At 31.4% G+C, this 15,615-nt stretch carries 20 protein-coding genes; 14 read left to right on the top strand and 6 right to left on the bottom strand.

The genetic code is table 11. From position 1 onward, the window contains the following. Position 1: 1 nt before the first annotated feature. The 4 genes from HYG85_RS03000 to HYG85_RS02985 are packed head-to-tail and all read left to right on the top strand — an operon-like array spanning position 2 to position 4,376. Positions 2–988, top strand: a complete 987-nt coding sequence (locus tag HYG85_RS03000) for a FecCD family ABC transporter permease (protein ID WP_212692223.1) — start codon at positions 2–4, stop codon at positions 986–988. Next, positions 985–1,782 carry an ABC transporter ATP-binding protein gene (locus HYG85_RS02995; protein ID WP_212692222.1) on the top strand — a complete coding sequence of 266 codons (798 nt, stop codon included), beginning with the start codon at positions 985–987 and terminating at the stop codon, positions 1,780–1,782. Before HYG85_RS03000 ends, HYG85_RS02995 begins: the two co-directional genes overlap by 4 nt. Further along, complete coding sequence (locus HYG85_RS02990) at positions 1,772–3,220, top strand: nitrogenase component 1 (RefSeq protein WP_212692221.1); 1,449 nt, start codon at positions 1,772–1,774, stop codon at positions 3,218–3,220. The genes HYG85_RS02995 and HYG85_RS02990 overlap by 11 nt, the downstream gene beginning before the upstream one ends. Positions 3,221–3,233: 13 nt before the next feature. Then, positions 3,234–4,376, top strand: a complete 1,143-nt coding sequence (locus HYG85_RS02985) for a nitrogenase component 1 (RefSeq protein WP_212692220.1) — start codon at positions 3,234–3,236, stop codon at positions 4,374–4,376. A gap of 74 nt (positions 4,377–4,450) precedes the next feature. Here HYG85_RS02985 and HYG85_RS02980 read toward each other — a convergent pair whose 3' ends face one another. Together HYG85_RS02980 and HYG85_RS02975 are read right to left on the bottom strand one after the other, a co-directional pair. After that, on the bottom strand, positions 4,451–4,846 hold the full coding sequence (locus HYG85_RS02980) for a redoxin domain-containing protein (protein ID WP_212692219.1): 396 nt from the start codon (positions 4,844–4,846) through the stop codon (positions 4,451–4,453). Positions 4,847–4,888: 42 nt separating this feature from the next. Then, positions 4,889–5,125, bottom strand: a complete 237-nt coding sequence (locus tag HYG85_RS02975) for a helix-turn-helix domain-containing protein (protein ID WP_212692218.1) — start codon at positions 5,123–5,125, stop codon at positions 4,889–4,891. Positions 5,126–5,241: 116 nt separating this feature from the next. On the opposite strand from HYG85_RS02975, the gene HYG85_RS02970 reads away from it, so the two are divergent. The 8 genes from HYG85_RS02970 to HYG85_RS02930 all read left to right on the top strand — a co-directional run bounded on the left by HYG85_RS02970 (position 5,242) and on the right by HYG85_RS02930 (position 11,718). Continuing rightward, positions 5,242–5,532 carry a hypothetical protein gene (locus tag HYG85_RS02970; RefSeq protein ID WP_212692217.1) on the top strand — a complete coding sequence of 97 codons (291 nt, stop codon included), beginning with the start codon at positions 5,242–5,244 and terminating at the stop codon, positions 5,530–5,532. A 251-nt stretch (positions 5,533–5,783) separates the two neighbouring features. Beyond that, positions 5,784–6,134: a phospholipase D-like domain-containing protein gene (locus HYG85_RS02960; RefSeq protein ID WP_212692216.1), complete on the top strand. Its 351-nt coding sequence runs from the start codon at positions 5,784–5,786 to the stop codon at positions 6,132–6,134. A 330-nt stretch (positions 6,135–6,464) separates the two neighbouring features. Further along, the gene (locus HYG85_RS02955) at positions 6,465–7,166 is read left to right on the top strand and encodes an ABC transporter ATP-binding protein (RefSeq protein ID WP_113671593.1); all 702 of its coding nucleotides are present in this window, start codon (positions 6,465–6,467) and stop codon (positions 7,164–7,166) included. Further along, positions 7,126–8,079 carry a SufB/SufD family protein gene (locus tag HYG85_RS02950; RefSeq protein ID WP_212692215.1) on the top strand — a complete coding sequence of 318 codons (954 nt, stop codon included), beginning with the start codon at positions 7,126–7,128 and terminating at the stop codon, positions 8,077–8,079. Before HYG85_RS02955 ends, HYG85_RS02950 begins: the two co-directional genes overlap by 41 nt. Before the next feature lie 136 nt (positions 8,080–8,215). Continuing rightward, entirely contained in the window at positions 8,216–8,668 is a 453-nt protein-coding gene (locus HYG85_RS02945) for a Fur family transcriptional regulator (RefSeq protein WP_212692214.1), read from the top strand. A gap of 147 nt (positions 8,669–8,815) precedes the next feature. Beyond that, on the top strand, positions 8,816–9,274 hold the full coding sequence (locus HYG85_RS02940; RefSeq protein ID WP_212692213.1) for a hypothetical protein: 459 nt from the start codon (positions 8,816–8,818) through the stop codon (positions 9,272–9,274). Positions 9,275–9,359: 85 nt separating this feature from the next. Further along, positions 9,360–9,821 carry an FUSC family protein gene (locus HYG85_RS02935; RefSeq protein ID WP_212692212.1) on the top strand — a complete coding sequence of 154 codons (462 nt, stop codon included), beginning with the start codon at positions 9,360–9,362 and terminating at the stop codon, positions 9,819–9,821. A gap of 265 nt (positions 9,822–10,086) precedes the next feature. Continuing rightward, positions 10,087–11,718: a lamin tail domain-containing protein gene (locus HYG85_RS02930; protein ID WP_212692211.1), complete on the top strand. Its 1,632-nt coding sequence runs from the start codon at positions 10,087–10,089 to the stop codon at positions 11,716–11,718. A 140-nt stretch (positions 11,719–11,858) separates the two neighbouring features. On the opposite strand, the gene HYG85_RS02925 is transcribed toward HYG85_RS02930, so the two are convergent. Together HYG85_RS02925 and HYG85_RS02920 are read right to left on the bottom strand one after the other, a co-directional pair. Next, positions 11,859–12,212, bottom strand: a complete 354-nt coding sequence (locus tag HYG85_RS02925; RefSeq protein ID WP_212692210.1) for a DUF134 domain-containing protein — start codon at positions 12,210–12,212, stop codon at positions 11,859–11,861. Positions 12,213–12,243: 31 nt separating this feature from the next. Next, complete coding sequence (locus tag HYG85_RS02920) at positions 12,244–12,444, bottom strand: DUF5320 domain-containing protein (protein WP_113671586.1); 201 nt, start codon at positions 12,442–12,444, stop codon at positions 12,244–12,246. Between the two features lie 179 nt (positions 12,445–12,623). Here HYG85_RS02920 and HYG85_RS02915 point away from each other — a divergent pair, with 179 nt between their 5' ends. Then, entirely contained in the window at positions 12,624–12,941 is a 318-nt protein-coding gene (locus HYG85_RS02915; RefSeq protein WP_212692209.1) for a DUF6951 family protein, read from the top strand. A 70-nt stretch (positions 12,942–13,011) separates the two neighbouring features. Beyond that, positions 13,012–13,770, top strand: coding sequence for a transposase (locus HYG85_RS02910; RefSeq protein ID WP_212692208.1), 759 nt, complete (start codon positions 13,012–13,014; stop codon positions 13,768–13,770). Between the two features lie 79 nt (positions 13,771–13,849). On the opposite strand, the gene HYG85_RS02905 is transcribed toward HYG85_RS02910, so the two are convergent. Together HYG85_RS02905 and HYG85_RS02900 are read right to left on the bottom strand one after the other, a co-directional pair. After that, on the bottom strand, positions 13,850–14,755 hold the full coding sequence (locus HYG85_RS02905) for a DUF362 domain-containing protein (protein ID WP_212692207.1): 906 nt from the start codon (positions 14,753–14,755) through the stop codon (positions 13,850–13,852). A gap of 133 nt (positions 14,756–14,888) precedes the next feature. After that, a complete protein-coding gene (locus HYG85_RS02900) occupies positions 14,889–15,497 on the bottom strand; it encodes a TetR/AcrR family transcriptional regulator (RefSeq protein ID WP_212692206.1) in 609 nt (202 codons plus the stop codon). Between the last annotated feature and the right edge of the window lie 118 nt (positions 15,498–15,615).

Below are 15,615 nucleotides of genomic sequence, written 5' to 3'. Positions count from 1 at the left end.
TATGGTAAAAAATTGGCTAAAATCAAAATTGATAATTATTATTGGTGTGCTTATTTTATCAATTTTACTTGGTATATGTTTAGGAAGTGTAAGGATATCTTTAGATGATATTATTAAGAGCCTTTTCAGTGACGAATATACTGTAAAAAAAGCTATTATTAGTGACATAAGACTTCCGAGAGTATGGATAGCTGTTTTTGTCGGTGCTAATTTATCAGCTAGTGGAGCACTTCTACAAGCTGTTATGAGGAACCCATTGGCTGACCCTGGTATTACTGGGGTTTCAGCTGGTGCTAGTCTATTTGCAATTATAATCTTGTTGCTATTTCCAAGTTATGTGTCACTAGTTCCAATAGCTGCTTTTGTTGGTGGTGTTATAGCTTGTGGGATTGTTTATGGGTTGGCATGGAAAGGTGGAGGAATTGAACCTATTAGAATTGTATTAGCTGGTGTAGCCGTCAATGCTATTCTAGGTGGGGCAACTGGTCTCCTTTCACTCCTTAATTCAGACAAAATACAAGGTGTCATGTTATGGACCAATGGCTCATTATCTAGAGTATCATGGATGGATGTAAAGCTTCTTGGCATTTATTCGATTGTTGGTATCATATTAGCGCTGATATGTATCAGAGCAGCTAATGTATTACAGCTTGGCGATGATGTAGCTAAGAATCTAGGATATAACGTAAATTTAACAAGAATACTTATCTCTCTTGTAGCTGTTTATCTAGCAGGTATAAGCGTTGCTTTTGTTGGGATAATTGGATTTGTAGGATTAGTTGTACCTCATATAAGCAGGTTGCTATTTGGTTCTGACTATAAATGGTTGTTGCCTGTAAGTATGCTCATGGGAGGAGCGGTTCTAGTTATTGCAGATACATTGGCTAGAATGATAGCGGCACCTATTGAATTGCCTGTTGGAACAATGATGGCAATGTTAGGTGGTCCATTCTTTTTATATTTACTAAGAAGGGGTGCTAAAAGGTGATTGAATTAAATAATATATCATTTTCATATAATGAAATGCCCTTTATAAATGATCTGAACCTAGTAATCAATAAGGGAGAAATATTATCAATAGTAGGACCTAATGGTTCTGGAAAATCAACTATACTGAAAAATATTACAAAAAAACTTGAATACCAAAAAGGAAATATATTAATAGAGAAAGATGATATAAAAAAACTATCAGCTAAAAAAATAGCTAAGAGATTAGCGGCGTTAAGTCAACATCATGGTTCTACTACTGATTTTACTGTAAAACAGTTGGTACTATACGGTAGAATGCCTCACAAAAAATGGTATGAGCCTATGAGTGATTATGACAAGGAACAAATCAACTGGGCTATGGAAAAAACAGGTGTCATGTATCTAGCGGATAAACCCGTGAATTCATTATCAGGTGGTGAAAGGCAGAGAGTATGGATAGCTATGACTTTAGCTAGAAATCCTAAAATACTCCTTCTTGATGAGCCTACAACATATTTGGATATATGTCATCAATTGGAAGTACTTGATTTGATAAAAGAATTGAACAAAGAACTGAATATGACTATTGTCATGGTTCTACATGATCTAAATCAAGCGTGCAGGTATTCTCACAGAGTATGTGTCATGAAGAGAGGAAGGATTGAAAAGATTGGAGAACCCGATAAGATTTTCAGTTCAGCATTAATTAGGGATGTATATAAAGTAGAGGCAATTGTAGCCCACGATGAAGATGGGAAAGTACATATAAGACCTATAAAAGTTTTTAAAGGAGGCAAGAATAATGTTAAATGAAAAGTATCGTTTGACTAATATTAGAGAAGATAAAGATATCAAGAGCTTAAGCAAAGCTCAATTTCCTGGTCCTCACTGTCCTCTTTTTGGAGCAGTAATGACAGCGTCTTATATTGAAGATCTAACACTTCTAATAATAGGAACTGAAGAATGTACATATTATGGAAAAGATTTTGCCATGATACGTCAAAATGGAAAAGACCGTGTTTATTCTGCTGTATTGGAACAGCATGATATCACTTTTGGATGTGAAGAAGACCTTAAGGATATTATAATTAAGATAGATAGAGAAGAGAAACCAAAAGCACTTATGGTAATAACAACTTGTGTTGTAGAACTTATAGGTGAAGACACTACTAGTATTTTGCGTAGTCTAAAGGATGAAGTGGATACTAAACTGCTTATAGTGAAGACCGAACATTTTAAATGCAATAGTCATATAGAAGGTGTTGAGAAGGCACTAGAACAATTGGCATCACTTATGACTCCTATGGAGAAAAAGGAAAAGACAGTTAACATACTAGGATTCAAATATCTTGGTGTAGAAAATACTGAACTATATAAGGAACTTAAGAAAAACGGTGTGAACATATCAATGACCATACCTACTAAAGTAAATATGGAAACTATACAAAAAGCTGCTGAGAGTTCTTTGAATATAGTGGTTGAACATACAGCTTTATCACTTGCTAAGGAGATGGAAAAGTCATTGGGTATTCCATATGTGATTTTTCCTAAGGCACTGGATTTAGATAAAATAGTAGAAGCTTACGAACAAATTGGAGATATCTTAGATATAAAATTTGATTCTCTTATTAATGAAAAGTATAAGTCAGTTACATCTGATTTAATTGCTGCAGAACAATTACTAAAAAATAAAAGTTTCATTTACGGTAACACGCCTTTCAGTTGCTTTGAATTTTCTGATTTCTTGGTTGGGTTAGGTATGGTTCCAATAGTAATTCAATGTAGAGAACTGGTAAAAAGTGATAGGGAAGTAATGGATAGGTTAATTGATAAAGGCGTAAATCCTTATATAGTACGTATGGCAAACATTGCACCTCTAAGGCGAATATATGGTGAGTTAAGTCCAGATTATTATTTTGGACATGAAAGTCCAATGATTCTTGCTGAACATAATATTGTACAGATAGTAACAGATAATTGTGCTAAGAAAATTGGATTTGAAAAAATAACTGAGGTTCTAGGTACTATTTTAGAGGAAAAAGGTATCTTCAGCCTTTTAGATGAAAAAAAGAGTACTATGGAGGACGAAGTTAGAGATAAAATAAAAAATCTTAAGAATATGCCCGCACCCATGAAAAAAGTTCTACTTAATATGAAAGAGATTCCAGACGGAATGAAGGAAGCATTATTAACTTTGGACGACAATGATTCTATGGTAGAAATGATGAAAAATCATAGAGCGAGTATGTAGAGGAGGCCCTAATATGAAATTATATAAAAATAATCCTATAGCTTCTGATAGAATGGGTATCCTATGGACATTAAATGGTATTAATGATGCTGTTATCATAGAATTTGGTCCTGCTGGTACAACACATTTTTCTATTGAAGGACTTATGCAATTTGGTGCGGATACATCTGCTAAGACTTTTACAACACATATGGATGAACATGATGTAACTTTTGGCAATGAAGACAGAATCATAGATGCTATTCTAGAAATAGATGAAATTGAGAAACCAGAATACATTTTCGTTATAGGATCGTCCATAACATCAATCATTGGAATTGATCTAGAAAGTGTTAGATTTCAAGTAGAGGATAGAGTAGATAGTAAAATAATATTACTGCCAGATTGTGATTTTCAGAATGATTTTACACATGGTGTTGATGAGACATTACAAATATTGGTTAATGAGATTACCAAGAAAAGTCCCAAGATGGAGAAATTACCTTTTTATAATATACTTGGTCTAGGTATATATAATTATAATCAGAGTAGTGATTTCAAGGAAATCAAAAGGCTCATGAAAGAGAATTTTTCATTGGAGCTTGGTACAACTTTCATGTTAGATACTAATATTAAGGATATAGAACAAGCTTCAAAAGCATTAATAAATATAGTACTTCATAAGGAAGGGTTAGAAGCGGCAAAATTATTAGAAGAAGCATATGACCAACCGTATATATATTTAACACCTTATGGTATAGAAGGTACTAAGAAATGGTTGAATAGTATTAGTGAGTTATTGAATATGGAAATTACTCCGACAGAAGATAATAGTGAAATCAATAGAGTAGTTTATAAAGAAAATATGCTTAAAAGAAGAGTAGCAAGGTTGGATAATAATAAATTATGTTTTAACAACAATAATATATCTTACAAGTATTTAGAAGAATATTTATATAAACTTGGCTTCAAAAAAACAGTAGATGAAAGAGAAGCTATCATTCGTTTCTCTGATGGGATAGAAGCATTGCATAATCAAAACGTAATACAGATAAGTCCCCCAAGCTTTCGACAAGACAACGAGTATCCATATTTGCCTATCATGGGTTATAGAGGAGCTTATTATCTTGTACAACAGATCAATAATACTTTAACAAAAGCTGAGTTGTCACAGTGAGGTTGAAGTTTAAAGCTTAGGTTTCTTCATAAAAAAGGGGCTGTTTATTAGCCCCTTCCTTAACATATAAGGTATTAAAGAGATTTGTAACAGAACCACCAATCTTTGCATTCAATCTCTCCGTTGTTAACACTTTCTTCACGAGCTTTTATTTCTGCTTCTGAGCTAGCTGGAGGAATAATGACTTTATCACCAATAAAACCATTATTTGGCCAATTTTCTGGCGTTGCTACTTTATTAGCATCAGATGCTTGTAGAGCTCTTACAGCACGAAGTACTTCATCTACGCTTCTACCTACTTCTTGAGGATAATACATCATGAGACGTAAAATACCACTAGCATCAACTATAAATACTGCTCTAACAGTATTAGTGCCTTTTTTCTCATGAAGCATGCCAAGTTCAGTTGATACACGACCCAATTCATCTGCTATAACTGGGAAAGGTAATATATTTTGCCACACAAACATTTGTTTTATAACTTTATTTTGTATATACTTTTTTATAGAAGACTATTGTTTTTTAGCTTTGGCTCTTTCATAAGGTGCTTTTTCATTTGTAAGACCTAATAAGTAATCAGTGCTGGTGTTATAGAATAAAGCGAGTTCAATTAGTAATTCTAATGGAATTCTTCTGACTCCTAATTCATAGTTACCATAAGTTCTTTCTGGAATCTTTAACTCATCAGCTACTTGTTTTTGTAATAAATCATTGTCTTCTCTAAGATTTTTAAGACGTTCTAATATCATATGATTCACCTCAATGTTATTATACAAAGTTCATAATGAGATATTGACAAATATCCCAAAATGAGAGATAATAATATCTAGTCTACAATATATATACTAAAATAGGAGGTAATATTATGAATCAGTTTTACACAGAATCATTTAATAAATTAATTTATGATATATTAGACCTAAAAATAAAAGAAGTATCATTGTATAATAAAGAAATAAAAGATCAAAATTTCAAAATCAATAATTTTGAAAAAAAATTTAATAATTTATTAAGCAAATTACCAAAAGATGATGTTAGTATAATTGATAATTATTTAACTATGAATAATGATTTAAATAGTATAATGCTTAGTGAAATTTATAAGAGCGGTTTTTATGATTGTGTTAAATTATTAAAGCATATTAATATTATATAAAGATATAAATATTAAGTATTTAAAAAGGATCATTAAAAGCTTAGATAATAATAGGTTGATTATATGTTTTATTGACGAAATTTTAAAAGGAACTAATACAGAAGAACTAATCGCTGCTTCTGCATCGATATTAAAATATTTAGATAAGAAAAATTGTATAGTTGTTGTAGCTTCACATGATATTGAACTTACAAAAATTCTAAATAGACAATATGATAATTATCAGTTTCTGGTATGAAGATGGACTTATAGTGAAAGACCAATTAGATGATGCTTCCAAACGTGATATTGAGATTATAAGTAGTCAGATGAATAATCAAATAATTGAACTAGGTAAAGTGTATAAGCATGCGCCATTAGGAATAGCAGAGGATATTCATAGTTCAGAATTTATTCTAGTAGTAGACAACACATATGGAGTGTTTGTTTTTGAGAACCAAGAGAGTAAGAGAGAGGGCTACTATACTTATAACAAAGGTGTAATAAGAATCTTGAATAATTATATACTACATGATATCTATATGAATAAGATGCTGACTGATTTTGGAGAAGAGATATTCGAGAAATACGGAAATGATCTAGAAGGTCTATTGAAATTGTAAAGGATATTTGTAAAACTTTACGGGTAACTAGTTGAATAAGGTTACGTTATATGTTAAAATAAAGTAAATATTCCGTAATTAGAAGGTTATAAGTAATTATCAGAAAGGGCTTTGAATATGTTCAAGCCTATTATTTATAAACATTAAGTGATAATGACTATCATTATTAAAGAAACAATAAGTTTAATTAGCCATTTATAGTTAATACTAATAATATAAATGTGAAAAATAATAGCAAAGTTAAGGAAAGCTATTAATAAAGAATCAACGACTAGCTAACTTATTGATTATTCATAAATTAATAGAAACTAAAGAAAGAGGTGATATAAAATGAGTTTACTTAAGATTGATAATCTAGAAGTTGAGGTGGATGGGAAAAAAGTTTTGGATAAGCTTAATTTAGAAATGGGAAAAGGAGAAACCCATGTATTATTAGGTCCTAATGCTTCAGGTAAGTCAACATTACTTTGTACATTATTAGGATTTTCCAAATATAAAATAAAAGGTGGCAAGATTCTTTTTAAAGATGAAGATATATCGGATATTGAGATTGAAGAAAGAGCGCAAAGAGGTATGGCAGCAGTCTACCAGAATCCACCTGCAATCAACGTGAAATTATCAAAACTCTTGGACAAAATAAGAAAAAAGAACGTTAAGATAGAAGGAATAGAATCTTTGATGCAGAGAGATGTGAATATAGGTTTCTCTGGTGGAGAAAGAAAATTCTCAGAAGTAATACAAGTTATAAGTTTGGACCCAGATTTAATAATATTGGATGAATTAGATGCTGGATTGGACGTAGAGAATCTAGAAAGATTATGTTTGTTGATAAAAGAACAATTAAATGATAAAACGATACTATTGATTACTCATAGAGGTAAAGCACTTAACTATTTTAAACCTGATTATGCACATGTGATGCTAGATGGCAAAATCACTTGCTCATCAAAAGATTGGGAAAAAATATGGAGGTTGATTGAGGAGAATGGCTATGAAAAATGTAAAACATGTAAGTTATCTTCAGCTAGATAATGATGTTCAGATACATGAAGAAAAAGATTTAATTATTCTGCCTATAACTAAAGCTTTCGATACCTATGACTGGGTAAGAGGATTCTATTGCAAGAAACCGGAGAATGGATATTTTATATGGGTAAAGAAATCTGTTGATAAACCTATAATAACTAATATTCTTATGTGTTCTATGTATGTTGTCCAAAATACCAACAATCTAGTCGTAGTAGAGAAAAATGTAGAGGCTAAGTTACAAAGTGTTTGTGCAGCGAGAAAGAAATATTTATATGGTAAACACAGTGGTGAGACCAAAATAGTTGCTAAAGAAAATGCGATGATTGAAATCAATAATTTTCATTCATGGGGTAAATATGACACTGTTGAATCAAGTATGGAACTTATATTAAAAGAAAATGCACAAGTTTCATATAATAACAAATGCCATGAAGTTCCTATGCAGATGAATATAAGGAATTCCAACTATCTAGATAAAAAAGCCTCTCTCAACTTTGTAACTACTGTTTTAGCTGAACGTGGAAAAGTGGATATGTATGATGATACTTATCTTAATGGAAAAGATGCTAACGGTATTTCAAGAGTAAGAATGATTTCAAGATACAAATCACAGATTAATGCTTACAGTAATATGATTGGTAATGAGGCAGGAATAGGGCATCTGGATTGTATGGGATTGCTTTTATCTGATTCAGGTAGCATTGTGGCGGAACCAAAACTAGTCAACAGAAACAAGGATGCATCTCTGACACATGAAGCGTCAGTTGGGAAAATATCAGAAGATATTCTTAACTATCTAAGAAGTAGAGGATTAACAGAAGATCAAGCTATAGATTTAGTTGTAACAGGCTTCTTAGGTGAGGAAGAAGAAATAGTTATTGATGGAAGTAATATTCAATCAAAACAGTATATGTAATGGATTAATGAATAAGTTAACAAATATTTGTCAGTAATCTAGTTTGGATATTTAAGTAAATAATATGTTGGATTATAACCATATATAAGGCTGATTTAACATAAAATTAAATAGTGAAGAAAATGGAGGGGTTTATATGAGTACGGAAGTAAATCCTATTATGAATAATTTAATAGAAAAAATGGATATAAGATTGACATATCAGAGAAAAATAATATTGAATACTCTGATTGAGAATGTAGGAAAACATCTTTCTGCAAATGAAATCTATACTTTAATAAAAGATAAAGAAAACATAATAGGAATGGCTACAATATATAGGACTATTGATATGTTATTAAAAAAAGGCGTTGTAATAAAACACGATTTTGGAGATAGTGCGGCTAAATACGAAATAGAGATAGAGAATACTAGAAATCATCATCATCTCATATGTAAAAAATGCGGTAAAGTCATTGAAGCTTCAGGATTGATAAAGGATGACTTCTATGAGAGGTTATTGGAAGAGAAGGGTTTCCAGTGTACAGATTACAAATTGAAAATATTTGGCTATTGTGATAAATGCAGAGTTAGTGCAAAAGCTAATTAATAATATCTAGGAGATTATTCATTGATAGAATTATCTCCCTTTTTTTATCTTGATTTCTTGTATTAATTTTTATGCAGTTATATTAAAAGCCAATGTAAAAATGTCGATATATTCCATATAAATACTTATTGAGGGGAGTGTTATGTAATGGGTGTAGAGGCTATCAATGGAATAAAAGACAGAAAGTTTGCAAAAGCAGGTTATGAGCGTAAAATACAAGCCATAAAAAGGGTAAATAGAGTATGCAATGAGAAATTTAAAAAAACTGTGGAAAATGAAATAAAGAGAATAATTCCTAATGTTAATATTCATATTGGTAATATACCATATGGTAATAAAGCTCTAAAATGTTTTGCTCTTGGATGTGTGGCACAAGGTAATATAAAAAATATATCAGTTGAACAATGTGTATTAGATAAGATGGAGAATAATAAGGAGTTCAAGTATAGAGTTTTCAAGAACCTAACTAAGCAGTTCAATGAATTTGTACCTAGTGCTGGGGATATAAAAGTATTAGCCCAGGGGACGATAATAAACGAAGATGGGAGTGTTGATGGCTGGATATTAGGTAGCCCTAACATATTATATGTAAATTTATTGACGTAATACATAATAAAATATATAATAACAAAAGACCCAGATTTTGTTAGTGAGAATTATTTTTTATGTTTGACGGAAAGGTTATCTAGATATGATGAAAATAGGTTCACGCAATATAAAAACTGCCATATCGGTTTTTATATGCATTTGTATCTTTCAATTATTAAACAGGCCATATCCATTTTATGCGTGTATAGCTGCGGTTATATGTATGAAAAATTCTATTCAGAATTCTTTTGTTGTAGGGAAGAATAGAATGATTGGTACTACTATTGGTGGAGTCATTGGGCTTATTCTGGCTCTTGTTTTTGGAAACTATTCAATAGTAGTTGGTCTGGGAATTGTACTCGTCATTTACCTATGTAATCTTTGTAAGCAAAGTGATTCTATAGTTATCGCTTGTATAGTATTTATAGCGATTATGACTAATCTAAAAGGTACTCCATCTCATATATATGCAGTTAATAGAGTGATTGATACCTTCATAGGTATAATAGTATCCATAATCGTAAATGTATTTCCCAAAATAAAAGATGTCAGGAAAAAGGCATAGACTTGTGTCAAATAATTATCAAAATTGACAGTAAATATTCTCTGTGATATTATTAAGGTATAAATTAGAAATATCTAATTATATCTTTTTTTGCTTTTCATATACATATTTCTATACTGAATATTTCTGAATTAATATTCTATAATATCCCAATTAATCACATTTTATCATTAAAACTATATACTTGCTTTAACATCTACGGACATACTATCTTTAGTAAATAACAGAATGAATACTATATGTTTATAACTAAGGAGGTTATTTGATGATGAAAAAAAGTATCAGACTATTGCTTATATTGGTATTGACTATGCCACTTTTTCTGTTCAATACCAATAATTATGCTGCAACAGGTGGAGAGGTAGTCATTAATGAAATCTGCTGGATGGGAACAACAACCAGTGCTTACGATGAATGGATTGAACTCTATAACAATACAAACACAAACATTAATCTCAATGGATGGACTCTAAATGCAGTTGATGGAACTCCTTCCATTAACTTAACAGGTACTATTCCTGCAAAATCCTATTATCTATTAGAAAGGACAGACAATACTTCAGTTCCTAATATCAATGCTGATTTAATCTATACTGGTTCATTAGAAAACTCAAGTGAAATTCTACAATTAAAAGATAATAACGGAAATGTAATTGATAGTGTCAACAGCTGGCATGCAGGTAATAATGGTACAAAAGCTACAATGGAGAGAATAAACTCCAATATAGGTGGTACTGTCTCAACGAATTGGAATAGTTCAACTCTTACATATCAATGTGGATACGGCACTCCAAAAGCTTTGAATTCCAATTCTTCTAGTGGTTCAGGTTCTTGGACTCCTGGCAACTTGGAAATACATCACATAAATATAGGGCAAGGAAATGCAACCCTGATAGTAGGACCTACTGGAAGGTCAATGTTAGTTGATGTAGGGGAATCCTATTGGAATAGCAATGCGGATGCTTCAGTTGTAGGTCCATATGTAGAGAGTGTGTTAGGTACAAAATACATAGACTATGTGTTGATAACTCATTTTCATTGTGATCATATAGGTTATATTGGTTACGGTGGATTATGGAATCTAGTAGAACAGCAGGATTTTGTTATTGGTCAAATGATACATAGAGACTATAATAATTATCTAGGTCAAACAAGCAGTACATTCAGAAATTGGAAAACTTATTTAGAAGGAACAGGCAATAACAAATTAAATCCTGTTATAGCAGTTGAAGGAACCAATCTAATTGATTTGGGTAGTGGAGTAACAGTTGATATAATAACATGTGATGGTAATGGAGCAATACTGCAAGGAGACTTCAGTAATGATGCATATCCACCTTCTGAGAATGACTATAGTATTGGACTTAAACTAAGCTATGGAGATTTTGATGAATGGATAGGTGGAGATTTAGACGGAGAGTTCTGCACCAGTAATTACGGATACTCATATCATGACATTGAACTGAGTGTGGCAAAAGAAGTAGGGGATGTTGATGTATATTTGGTTAATCATCATGGTAGTGATCATTCAAGCAATGCTACTTTTGTTAATCAGCTTGACCCAGAGGTTTCTGTTGTTTCGGTAGGGGATAGTAATACATATGGTCATCCTAGACAATGTGTCATGGACCTTATATTAGCAACCAGTGATGTTTATTTAACAGAAAGAGGAGATATCAATACTAATATAGGAAATGGTATCGTAAGTGGAAATGTAGTCATCAAGACTTCAGACGGTATTAATTATACAGTTAACAATAATAATTATGTAGCAACTAATCCTAATAGAGTGGATAGTGATGGAGATGGATACTATAATGAAGTTGACCCTGATGATGGCGATAATACAATAATGCCACATCCAAAGGGAGGATTAGATCCATTATACCAACCATAGTTTAAGTAAAATTACCTGTATGATAAGACGTTTTATAAGGTAATATAAAGGAAGATAGACTAGGTTTAGCTATAAGCGCCTAGTCTATCTTCTAAAAGTTGTAGTCATCACCAAAATGTATTATCCAGATTCCTTTAGAATTAATTATCTTGATTATTATCTTGGAAATGTCTATGGCAGTGACCTTTTCCACCTGGGTGGTCAAAATCTTCAGTTTCAATAATTAGACGTTTTCCATTAACAATACTATCAGCTATTTTACCTCTAGCTTCTTTGTATATTCTCTGAAAAGTTGAACGTCCAATACCCATTAGTTCTGCACATGCAGATTGATCAAGATTTTTTAGATCCATCAATCTAATACTTTCATATTCTTCAATTTTAAGATTGATGATTTCCTTATTGCAGTTAGGACCATGAGGTCCAAAATTCTGAAACTGTGGTCTACAGCCTATTCTTCTTCTTTTTCTTGGTCTAGGAATATTAATCACCACCTAATAAGTTATTTCTAGAAAACATAGACTACTAATTATTATCGTTATCTGTTGAATTGTTAAAGAAACGTCCTCTGTTTCTTCTTCTTAAGAATAGTCTATCACATCTTTTTCTATTAAAACCTATTCCGTTACCACCAACATTCTTACTTTTACCATCGTTGCATCTTCCTAAACCTCTTCCAGTTAGTGGTCCATTACCTTGTGGACCTGTTCCATCCATTCTTGGCATAATTATCGCTCCTTTCATTATTTAATGGGCATATGCTCATAATCAAATTATAACACGTTTTGGGCATATGTCAATAACTAAATTAAAATAATTATAAAAATAGCAAATACTTAATAGAAATATTTCTCCATAGAAACTATAATTAATTAATAACCTTAAAAGCAGAGGAGGATAATATATTGGCAAATGTAAAAGTAAAACCAGGAATATGTGGCTTTGATACAACTATCCACATCAAATCAGAAGATATGCAGAATGTAAATATTATTATTGAAACGGAATGTCCTAATTATAAAAATATGAGTGAAGAGCTTATAGGAGTAGATGGTTTTGGTGAAGTTTTTGGAACATTTGGTGAATCTAAGGTATTTGATTTGTCTAAAAAATACTGCAAGCATCCATCATGCCCAATACCAACTGCAATATTAAAAGGTATTGAAGTTGAATGTGGGCTAGCTTTGCCACAAAAAGTAGAAATGGATATTACTAAGGAGTAAGCATATGACTAGGGGACGTTTCTTTTGACACATTACCATAAATATGATATATTTGTTATGGTGATGTCAAATGGCGAGACAAAGAAGAGAAAGAAGCAAGTCAGGTATATATCACATTATGTTACGTGGAATAGACAAGCGTAATATTTTTTTAGATGATGAAGACAGAGAGAAATTCTTATATACTTTACTGAAAGCCAAACAATCAGGAGGATTTTCTTTATACGCTTATTGTCTTATGGATAATCATATACATCTATTAATCAAAGAGAATGAAGAGATAGGGAATAGTATCAAAAGAATAACAGTAAGTTATGTTCAGTGGCATAACAATAAGTATGGTAGATCAGGACATCTATTTGAAAACAGGTATAAAAGTGAAGTAGTAGAAAGTGAAAATTATCTCTTGAAGGTTGCTAGATACATACATCAAAACCCTGTGAAAGCAGATATTATAAAATCACCATCTGTATATGTTTGGAGCAGTTACAATAAATATATAGATAAGTATTACGGTGATAATGTACAATTAGATACTGACAACATACTTAATTACTTTAATAACATAGAAAAATTTGAAGAATATATGATGAAACCTAATGCTGACCAATGTCTTGAGTATTATAACAAAACAAAATTGACTGATAATGAATTAAAGGATCAGTTAGAAGCAAAATATGATATAAAAGACATTAATAATATATCCAAGAGTAATCGGGATAGGATGATACTACAGATTAGAAAAGAAACAGGTGCCAGTATCAGACAGTTAAGCAGAGTATTAGGATTAGGTAGAGGAATAATTGAAAATGCGACAAAAATAGGATAATTAAAAGGACTAGCACAAGATAGCTGAAGCTATTAGGTGTAAGTCCTTTATTTTTTTACATAGGCTAGCTTAATCCTTATTATTTGCTATCTATAGCTATTGTTTCACCATAGACGGTCTTACTGAATTGCTGCTCAGCACTAACTAAATCCAAGCCAGTCATATTCATTTGTTTTAAATCAGTCACTCCGATTTTTAGTCTATCACATTTATCCAAGTACTGAACTGCCTCTGTTTTGAAACCTAAGAATCTAGCACCGATAGTATCTACAGAAACAGGATCTGTTCCACAGATAACAAGCTCAGTATGTCTAGGAACTCCGCCAGTTGGACCTGTTCCAATCATCGTAGGATTACAGCTCACGATTGATATATCTATAGGAATCGCTTCTGCCATGGCTGTTATGAAGCTGTGAAGATTATCATGTATTCCAAGAGCTTTTTTAGGGTAACCATGGATTTCTGCCGGAGGCCATGCTAGTGCAATGTTTTTTATACATGCTGACATGGTAGCTGATTCATGATGTTTTAACTGTGTGAAAGATATAAGAACTGTAGCTTCATTTATTATCTGATTAATCTTTGTTGAGGAAGGTCTTTCGTTATTAAGACTTAAAGTAGTGTATGGACCATAATTCAAGTCAACAAACTCTACACCTTCACTTTGGATTATTTGATCATACCCAACCTTTTTCATAACATCACCAGTGGCTTGACCACCTGAGCCGGTCGCAATAATTATTTTCTTGGGATTGGAACCTTTGACGTATTGTATAATAGTTCTAAGACTTTCGTCGCCAACAACAACTCCTGATGAAGGATTAGGTTTATCTAGATTAACCCAATTAGGTGTTATGACAACGACATCATTGTTATTAATCAATTGATTGGCAGTAATATTATTAAGTCCTTCTGTTATAGCCTGACTTTCATTTGCATTACGAGTTATTGAAATATCTGAAGACATTCTTTTTCTTTGACGCATATAATCACCCTTTTACATAAAGTTTTAGATTATTATTTGCGCCTTTAATGGTAATTATTCACTCGTATATAGGTTATTGTAAAAAAATACATTTTAAAATAATAAAATAGATACACCTAGTCTATTTTAAGTTCTAACAGTTTTTTAGCAATTCCAATATATCTTTCGAGTACATATTAATTATTATCTCTGATACTTCTCCTATAGAATATTTATGCATATTATTAATCCAAAAACGAATGACGCCTATAAGCCCCGTTGCCATGTATTCAACGTAGATTTTTCTATTGTCTATATTTCTCACCCCAGTTTTTAATTGTTTAGACTTATCTAATCCTTCACTCATATGATTCTTGATTACATTTGTGAATTTTATGGATAAATACGGTATACTCTCATCTCCTAGTATTATTTTATAAAAATCAATATCTTTTTCAATAGTCTCAAAAACCTTTTTAATCAATTCATAGAAATCATCATACCCTAAAGCGTCAATTGTATCAATATTACTATTAGCATTCATACTTTCTTTTAACTTGATTAAACACTCCGATGTAAGCTGATCTAGTAAATCATCTTTATCTAAATAATGTAGGTAGAAAGTATTGCGATTAATCATTGCTTCTTGTGCTATATCTTGAATAGTGATTTTATTATAGTTTTTCTCCTTAAGCAAATCTAAAAATGCTCTTTTTATAGATTTTTTCGTTCGTACTATCCTTAAATCTATCTTGTTACCCATAATTTTCCTCCTATTTAATAGTCATTAATTATATATATGTCTATTATATATCACTTTGACTTATATTAACCATTGTATATCATATCTATATTCTATACAATAATTAATATAATTACAG

This window comes from Vallitalea guaymasensis, from assembly GCF_018141425.1.
GTDB classification, from domain to species: domain Bacteria; phylum Bacillota; class Clostridia; order Lachnospirales; family Vallitaleaceae; genus Vallitalea; species Vallitalea guaymasensis.
Note: the sequence above shows the minus strand (reverse complement) of the source record. Positions and strands in the feature narration are given on the sequence as shown.

Bases quoted from the DNA above. Each gene is read 5' to 3' on its own strand.
- HYG85_RS03000 (WP_212692223.1), top strand. From the start codon at position 2: ATGGTAAAAAATTGGCTAAAATCAAAATTGATAATTATTATTGGTGTG.
- HYG85_RS02990 (WP_212692221.1), top strand. From the start codon at position 1,772: ATGTTAAATGAAAAGTATCGTTTGACTAATATTAGAGAAGATAAAGAT.
- HYG85_RS02985 (WP_212692220.1), top strand. From the start codon at position 3,234: ATGAAATTATATAAAAATAATCCTATAGCTTCTGATAGAATGGGTATC.
- HYG85_RS02980 (WP_212692219.1), bottom strand. From the start codon at position 4,846: ATGTTTGTGTGGCAAAATATATTACCTTTCCCAGTTATAGCAGATGAA.
- HYG85_RS02975 (WP_212692218.1), bottom strand. From the start codon at position 5,125: ATGATATTAGAACGTCTTAAAAATCTTAGAGAAGACAATGATTTATTA.
- HYG85_RS02970 (WP_212692217.1), top strand. From the start codon at position 5,242: ATGAATCAGTTTTACACAGAATCATTTAATAAATTAATTTATGATATA.
- HYG85_RS02955 (WP_113671593.1), top strand. From the start codon at position 6,465: ATGAGTTTACTTAAGATTGATAATCTAGAAGTTGAGGTGGATGGGAAA.
- HYG85_RS02950 (WP_212692215.1), top strand. From the start codon at position 7,126: ATGAAAAATGTAAAACATGTAAGTTATCTTCAGCTAGATAATGATGTT.
- HYG85_RS02945 (WP_212692214.1), top strand. From the start codon at position 8,216: ATGAGTACGGAAGTAAATCCTATTATGAATAATTTAATAGAAAAAATG.
- HYG85_RS02940 (WP_212692213.1), top strand. From the start codon at position 8,816: ATGGGTGTAGAGGCTATCAATGGAATAAAAGACAGAAAGTTTGCAAAA.
- HYG85_RS02935 (WP_212692212.1), top strand. From the start codon at position 9,360: ATGATGAAAATAGGTTCACGCAATATAAAAACTGCCATATCGGTTTTT.
- HYG85_RS02930 (WP_212692211.1), top strand. From the start codon at position 10,087: ATGATGAAAAAAAGTATCAGACTATTGCTTATATTGGTATTGACTATG.
- HYG85_RS02920 (WP_113671586.1), bottom strand. From the start codon at position 12,444: ATGCCAAGAATGGATGGAACAGGTCCACAAGGTAATGGACCACTAACT.
- HYG85_RS02910 (WP_212692208.1), top strand. From the start codon at position 13,012: ATGGCGAGACAAAGAAGAGAAAGAAGCAAGTCAGGTATATATCACATT.
- HYG85_RS02905 (WP_212692207.1), bottom strand. From the start codon at position 14,755: ATGCGTCAAAGAAAAAGAATGTCTTCAGATATTTCAATAACTCGTAAT.
- HYG85_RS02900 (WP_212692206.1), bottom strand. From the start codon at position 15,497: ATGGGTAACAAGATAGATTTAAGGATAGTACGAACGAAAAAATCTATA.